This window comes from Coleofasciculus sp. FACHB-712, from assembly GCF_014695635.1.
GTDB lineage: Bacteria > Cyanobacteriota > Cyanobacteriia > Cyanobacteriales > FACHB-T130 > FACHB-T130.
The window spans coordinates 1-7142 of record NZ_JACJOQ010000076.1; the positions used below are offsets into that span (position 1 = coordinate 1).

6 protein-coding genes and 1 pseudogene are annotated in these 7142 nt (G+C 48.2%); 3 read left to right on the plus strand and 4 right to left on the minus strand.

The annotated features are described in order from the left end of the window. Window positions 1-281: GNAT family N-acetyltransferase (locus H6F50_RS01820; RefSeq protein ID WP_190425650.1), on the plus strand; the 281-nt coding region annotated here is incomplete at its 5' end. Window positions 282-460: 179 nt separating this feature from the next. Here the strand turns inward: H6F50_RS01820 and H6F50_RS01825 are convergent. Beyond that, window positions 461-1525: a tetratricopeptide repeat protein gene (locus H6F50_RS01825; protein ID WP_190425653.1), complete on the minus strand. Its 1065-nt coding sequence runs from the start codon at window positions 1523-1525 to the stop codon at window positions 461-463. Window positions 1526-1819: 294 nt separating this feature from the next. After that, window positions 1820-3529, minus strand: coding sequence for a bifunctional 3,4-dihydroxy-2-butanone-4-phosphate synthase/GTP cyclohydrolase II (gene ribBA, locus H6F50_RS01830; protein WP_347277126.1), 1710 nt, complete (start codon window positions 3527-3529; stop codon window positions 1820-1822). Between the two features lie 162 nt (window positions 3530-3691). Here ribBA and H6F50_RS01835 point away from each other — a divergent pair, with 162 nt between their 5' ends. Then, a complete protein-coding gene (locus H6F50_RS01835) occupies window positions 3692-3913 on the plus strand; it encodes a helix-turn-helix transcriptional regulator (RefSeq protein WP_190425656.1) in 222 nt (73 codons plus the stop codon). An 872-nt stretch (window positions 3914-4785) separates the two neighbouring features. Further along, on the plus strand, window positions 4786-5847 hold the full coding sequence (gene argC / locus H6F50_RS01840) for an N-acetyl-gamma-glutamyl-phosphate reductase (RefSeq protein WP_190413299.1): 1062 nt from the start codon (window positions 4786-4788) through the stop codon (window positions 5845-5847). 360 nt (window positions 5848-6207) lie between these two features. Here argC and H6F50_RS01845 read toward each other — a convergent pair whose 3' ends face one another. Beyond that, a complete protein-coding gene (locus H6F50_RS01845; RefSeq protein WP_190425659.1) occupies window positions 6208-6795 on the minus strand; it encodes a hypothetical protein in 588 nt (195 codons plus the stop codon). Window positions 6796-6905: 110 nt separating this feature from the next. Continuing rightward, a pseudogene (eno, locus tag H6F50_RS01850) lies at window positions 6906-7142 on the minus strand (phosphopyruvate hydratase); the annotation flags it as partial.

Consider the following 7142-nt stretch of genomic DNA (forward strand, 5'->3'; position numbering starts at 1 on the left):
ATGGGAGAGCGATCGCTTCAGCAAGTTGTCAGCTGTTTGCTGGTCTTTACCCGCATATCCTCAAACCGGAATCTCGCAAATATGGATACATCTGGGGAGTTTACGTTGAACCGCCTCACCGCAGACAGGGACTTGCCAAGAAACTTACGCTTTGTGCGATCGACCATCTAAAATCGCTTAACTGCACAAGGGTTATCCTACACGCCTCCCCACCAGGTAAGCCAGTCTACTCTAGTCTTGGCTTTAGCGAAAGTAATGAGATGCGGTTGGATTTGCTGTAATTAAAGAGACGTATCCTTGCGAAGCGGCACACGATCTCTACCCTATCTCCTCTGAAAAAGGGTGTACAAAATTCCAGCGGTGTTTGCGAAAAATAACAACCCTGACCGACTTTCACCTCAGAACGTGGTTGGGATCTGGCAGAAGATGGGCACTGGCTCATTTCGATGACGGAGGCGGTCTATTTTAACTGTCTCAGCAATTGCAATGCCTTTTGAGAGTCAGCGGTTAATCCTTGCTCGGAGAAAAGTCGCGCAGATGCTTGTAAATCCTCAATTGCGCCTCTAGCATCGCCGGTTTCGTAGCGCAGCAGCCCCCGGTTGCCATAAGCTTTAGCAAAGTTGGGAGAAATAGCGATCGCCTCGGTATAGTCGGCAATGGCTGCTTGAGGATTACCAATTTGCTGACGAGCGATCGCTCGATTGTAGTAAGCTGCTGCATTGTTGGGATCGCGCTGGATGGCTTGGTCATAATCCGCGATCGCTTCCTTGATATTTCCCAGCCGCCGCCGGACAATCCCGCGATTGTAATAAGCTTCTACTAGATTAGGGTTCAGACCCAGAGCCTTCGTAAAATCAGCGATCGCTTCCTGGGTTTCTCCCAGTTGAACGCGAGCATTCCCCCGATTCACGTAGGCGGTGGCATCCCTAGGCTGAAGCTGAATCGCTTTGCTGTAGTCCTCAACGGCTCCTCTAGGATTTCCTAGGGCACTGCGAGCGTTCCCCCGGTTGTAATAAGCGATCGCATTTTTCTGGTCGAGATTCAGCGCCTTGGTGTAATCCTCAATTGCTTCCCCATACTTTTTTTGGTCGGCATAAACTACACCCCGATTTAGGTAGGCATCGGCATTCTGGGGATTTCGCTTTAGCAACTCCGTGTAATCTGCGATCGCTCCCTGATTATCTCCTAGCTTCCGCCTTGCCAACCCTCGGCTGTAGTAGGCTTTAGTCAGGTTGGCATCCTGGCGAATTGCAGCGGTGAAATCATTGAAAGCGCCGCTATAGTTTTCTTGGTTATACTTCTCCATCCCTCGATTGAATAATTCCTCTGCACTCGACTGAGCCACTATAAGAGTGCTAGGGAAAGAGTGCTGAGGAAAGAGTAGGGGCTGAGTCTGTGCATAGATAGCTGTCGTCCCTCCACTAAGTAAGGCGGCAGTTCCTATAACGGTGATAGCTTTATATCCGTAGTGCATCGCTTCATTACTAGAAATTACGGAATTAAGTAACTGGGTGACAATAAACATAACTCAATAAGCCCGTTTATCGTTGATTGTGCATGGTAATTTTCAATTTTCCATGAGCGATAAACAGTCCTATCCGTTAAGTTTATTTATCCCAATCTACTTAGACGCTCATCAAGTAAAAGCTCACAAACGTTAGCTGAAAACCTTCCTAACTCTACTCAGTCCTCAGCCCTAACTCTACTCAGTCCTCAGTCCTCAGCCCTCAGTCCTAACTCTACGCAGTCCTCAGTCTTAACTCTACTCAGCCCCAACTCTACTCAGTCCTCAGCCCTCAGTCCTCAGTCCTAACTCTACTTAGCCCTCACCACTCTGAAAGCTGTAGATTTTCTGGGTTTCTAACTGATGGCAAACTGACGAAGGCAGGGTACTTGCGGGGAAGTTCTGCCGGTCTAGCTGGATTTGTAAGCCTGTCAGGGGGTCTATTCCCGTCGAAACCATAAATTCTAGATATTGCAACTGAGGCCACGCGCTCAAAGCATCCAGAATTTGCGCGATCGCTCGCACATAAGGATGTCCTGTCTGCTGATACCAATCCGGTGACGCCAGATTCGGTTGGTCAAAACCTAAGTGAACGGTTAACGATGGCGTGCCGAACAGAGCGATCCCAACAGGTCGCGTTTCTTCCTGCAACAACAAATCGTGAGTTTTTGCCAAATGCCGCAGTTTCTCTAATCGTTCGTAGCGCTTTGTGACTGACTCCGGCTCATCCTGCCAGTGCAGCGCTACGGTGATTAAATACGTTTGCAACAGCATATGACCCAGCTTTTTCGCTTTGGTCGCTAGATAGATGGAATTATAATCATTCGCCTCAATCAACAGCGGCACCCGATCCACCACCTCTAAGCCATAACCTTTTAAACCTGCAATCTTGCGGGGATTATTCGTGATCAGGCGAATTTTTTTCACTCCCAAATCGTTGAGAATTTGCGCCCCCACCCCGTAATCCCGCAAGTCAGCAGGGAAACCTAAGCGCTCGTTTGCTTCGACGGTATCCAGCCCCATGTCTTGCAACGAGTATGCTTTCAATTTATTAACCAGCCCAATTCCCCGTCCTTCTTGGCGCAGGTAAACCACAACCCCCGACCCGGCATTCTGAATCATTTTCAGCGCCGCTTGCAACTGCATGCGGCAGTCGCAGCGCATAGAACCCAAAGCGTCACCCGTGAGGCATTCCGAGTGCATCCGCACCATCACTGAGTGGTCTGAGAACTCGGCTGGGTCTCCCTTGACAATTGCGACGTGTTCGGATTGATCCAGGCTGTTGCGGTAGGCGTAAATTTGAAAATTCCCAAACTGAGTCGGCAGTTCAGCAATCGTCTCGCGGCAGACAAACCGTTCGTGGTTGAGGCGGTAACTAATTAAGTCAGCAATGCTAATAATTTTCAGTTGGTGAGTCTTGGCGTACTCGATTAACTCTGGCAACCGCGCCATCGACCCATCGGGATTTTGAATTTCACAGATCACCCCAGCCGGGTACAATCCCGCCAATCTTGCCAAATCAACACCGGCTTCTGTATGACCGGCTCGTTTCAGGACGCCTCCTTCCCTCGCCCGCAAGGGGAAAATGTGACCGGGACGGCGCAAGTCATTCGGCTGGGTTGCTGGGTTCAGAGCGACTTGTATCGTCACCGCCCTATCCTCCGCTGAGATGCCGGTACGGACTCCCATATTCGGTGCGGCGTCGATGCTGACGGTGAAAGCAGTTTGGTTGCTGTCGGTGTTGTTGCTCACCATCAACGGCAGATCCAGTTCGTCCAAGCGATCGCCTGTCAGCGCCAGACAAATCAAACCCCTTGCATTCACCGCCATAAAATTAATCATGTCGGGCGTGGCGAACTGAGCCGCGCCAATCAAGTCGCCTTCGTTTTCCCGGCTCTCATCATCGACTACCACGACCACCCGCCCAGCCTTCAGGTCTGCCAAGGCGGCGTCAATCGCGTCAAATTTAAACGGTTGGGTTGAAGAAGCGCGATTTTGCGCCTCTTTGCTTTGAGACAATTCCACAGATTAATTAGCGCAATAAACCATAGATCCAGTATCTCTTTTTGAGAGTAGCCTGTGGGCAGCCCCCAGCGGCGCGATCGCGCGAATTCGACAGCGATCGCTCAAATTGATACTTATCGTCTGTAGACTTATCGTTATCTAAAACAACCTTCTTTCTCAATCATGGCGGCTAATCCCGAACTCGAAAAATTTGGCAAACAACTCCGAAAATTGAGAAAGGCACGGGAACTTTCCCAGGAAAAATTAGCAGAATTAACTGGGTTACACCGCACTTACATCGGTGGTATTGAGCGGGGCGAGAGAAATGTTTCCCTTGTTAATATCGTCCGTTTAGCAAAAGCTTTAAGCGTATCTCCCTCCGAGTTGTTAAAACAAATTGAATAAATGAATCTCACATTATTAGTTTTTTTAAAGTCATCTCTATGAAAGTAATTCGATTGAAATACAAAATATTACCGTTTTGGGATTAAAATATAAACTTAAAAAATAATTATATAAATAACTAAATCGAGATTCATAGATAGCAACTAAAAAAAACTGAAATATTCTTTTTTCTCGGTTCCTCTTATCTTCTATATTCTATAGCGTGGACGCCCTCAGCTATGCTCGCTCGCTAAGACGATTCGTTTAAAATATCTCATAGAAATCCCCTCGGACTGCTATAGCGATCCAAATTGAGTTGTGTGATGTCAGCCCTTCAGATCCCCCACTTCGTAAGACTTGTCGAGGATCTCGCCTTCACAACTCATTTATGACTGCTATAAGTAGGAATTAAGGGAAAGAAGAAGGATTCCCTCGCACCTTGCCTAAAAGAGAGTTATGGCGTTAGGTTCAAGTGAGAAGCGCAATATGTCATGATATTGATTTATAACGCTAATTAGACCACGCAGCACCGCCCAAAATATCAATTGGAGCGGTGCTTTTCTATAAGGATAAATTTCCAAAAGAGTCGGTCACTCCCCGAACAGTTGCTCTAGCCAACCTTGAATTCGCCGCAGCTAACCTTGTAACCCTAAATGATAACGCTGATATTTCTACCACCAAATCTTGGTTTTAATACTACAATGCAGCAAAAGTCGCTTTCAGCCATCAGCTTTTAGCAGGACTGAGGAATAAGCAATGACAAAGAAATTCTATTCAGCAACCATTAGGGACGTGGCAATGCCGTATCCTGATCGCTCAGTACTGACTTTGGTTGACTGCGCTTTGCTGACCGCTGAGCGTTTAAAATTTAAACTTTTTAGGGAACAAGCATCATGGGTGATTTAGGGCGCGTGCCTGTTGGAATTGTTGGCGCGTCAGGCTATGGTGGTGTGCAACTTGTAAGACTCTTGATGGAGCATCCAGGAGTCGAACTGGTTTACCTAGGTGGTGAGAGTAGCGCTGGAAAGTCATTTTCCGACCTTTACCCCCATTTAGGTCATCGCGTTGACTTAAAGATAGAACCGCTTGATTTAGATACCATTGCCAATCGCTGTCAAGCCGTTTTTCTCTCTTTGCCCAATGGTCTTGCCTATCAGATGGCACCGACGCTAGTGGCGAAGGGGTGCAAAGTGCTGGATTTATCCGCCGATTACCGATTTTCCAACCCGGAAACCTATCAAGCTTGGTACGGGGGAGAACGTCAAGACCGAGAACTCGCAACTACGGCGGTTTACGGCTTACCGGAACTATACCGCGATCGCATTGCCGACGCCCAGTTAGTAGGTTGTGCGGGTTGCTATCCCACCGCCAGTTTGCTAGCACTCTCGCCGCTACTCAAGCAAGGGTTAGTCTTACCAGAAACTGCGATTATCGACGCCAAATCTGGCACCTCCGGCGGCGGACGGCAAGCGAAAACCAATTTGTTGTTGGCTGAGGCAGATAATACGCTAGGAGCTTACGGTGTTGGCGGACGGCACCGACATACCCCCGAAATTGAGCAAGTTTGTAGCGATCTCGCCGGTCACGAAGTTACAGTGCAGTTTACCCCTCACTTGATTCCAATGGTGCGCGGGATTCTCGCAACCGTTTATGCCAACTTGCGCGATCCGGGGTTAGTGCGAGAAGACTTAATTACCATCTTTTCAGCTTTCTACCGTGCTTCGCCTTTTGTCAAAATATTACCAGGCGGCATCTACCCTCAAACGAAATGGGCTTGCGGGACTAATCTTTGCTATATCGGCATCGAAGTTGATCCCCGCACGGATCGGGTCATTGTTATGTCAGCGATTGATAATTTAATCAAAGGTCAAGCTGGTCAAGCTCTCCAATGTCTCAATTTGATGCTGGGTATGGAAGAAACCCTAGGTTTACCTCAACTCGGTTTTTACCCGTAGCGATCGCCTTTTAGATTTTTGGGTGTTGAGTTGGATGGCTGAGGGATCGTTTTTTCGGAGTCGTCGAATGAGCGGCTGGTGTTGGCAATCAGAGGGGCTTACTGAAGTTAGCTGCGACGAGAAAAATTTGACGCGATCGCGCGACTCAGTCGCAGCCCAATAAAATATTGGATCGCTAGGTACATACCAAAAACCCGTTTTCTAGTCTAGAAAACGGGTATCTAAAATAATTGGCTGGCAAACAGCGATCGCTGGTCGTAGTACTTATTCACCCCTAATTCCTGGTGTAGGGGCATGGCACAAACACGCCCCTACAAAATGTGAATGAGTTTATGTGAAAAAATACTCCAAATGCTTTGATTACGGCACTAATTGAAATGAGCCGAAAAACTTTTGAACATCCTTGGTATTTGAACCAAGCGTACTGACTTGATACAGCCGCTTGTTCACCAGAAAAATCCGACATTGACCAATAGAACCGTCCGAATCTTTATACTTAATTTCTCTGCCGGGACTTCCATGCAGTGAAATTGGGCGCTGAGCGATTAACTTCGCGCCATCCGTTATATAACCCTCAGTCGCCGCATCCAAGAGTTCTTTAGCCTCTAGCCGATCGATCTCGTTGGCAAAGTCAGCATAGGAGACTAAAAAGACACCATCCGACGTAGCGGCTGTAAACAAATGCTGCTCAACGTCACCTTCTTCAGCTTTTTCGGTATGTGTTTCTTCCTCTGGGGTTCCCGGCATTAGCACCACAAAGCCTCCTTCAGAGGAAGAAAACTCCTGCCAATCCTCTTGAGCGTCTGGCGTCGTTTCAGCAGCGCCGATGAGCTGACAGTTATTACAGGGTTGGATTTGAAGTAATGGTCTAACTGCTTCGGCGCGGACGGCTGCTGACACAGACAGGGGAGCAAATAGGGTGGCGATCGCTAGGATTTTTAGTTTCATATTGAGTTGTGCAAAAGTCGGTCAATCCTTTTATAGACAACAGACAAATTGACTGAATTCCTGAACGAGCCACCCGATTATCTGGCACAAACTGCCCGAATTAATCCGCTTTAGCGGGGGCCTAGCCCAATCGTAGCCGCATAGACGGCGCGATCGCCCAATTCATCTTCAATTCGCAGCAGTCGGTTGTACTTCGCCACCCGTTCGCTGCGGCAAAGCGAACCTGTTTTGATTTGTCCGGCTCTCGTAGCTACGGCTAAATCGGCAATCGTGGTGTCTTCAGTTTCGCCGGAGCGATGGCTGATGATTGACCGGAATCCGTTGCGGGTAGCCAGTTCAATCGTTTC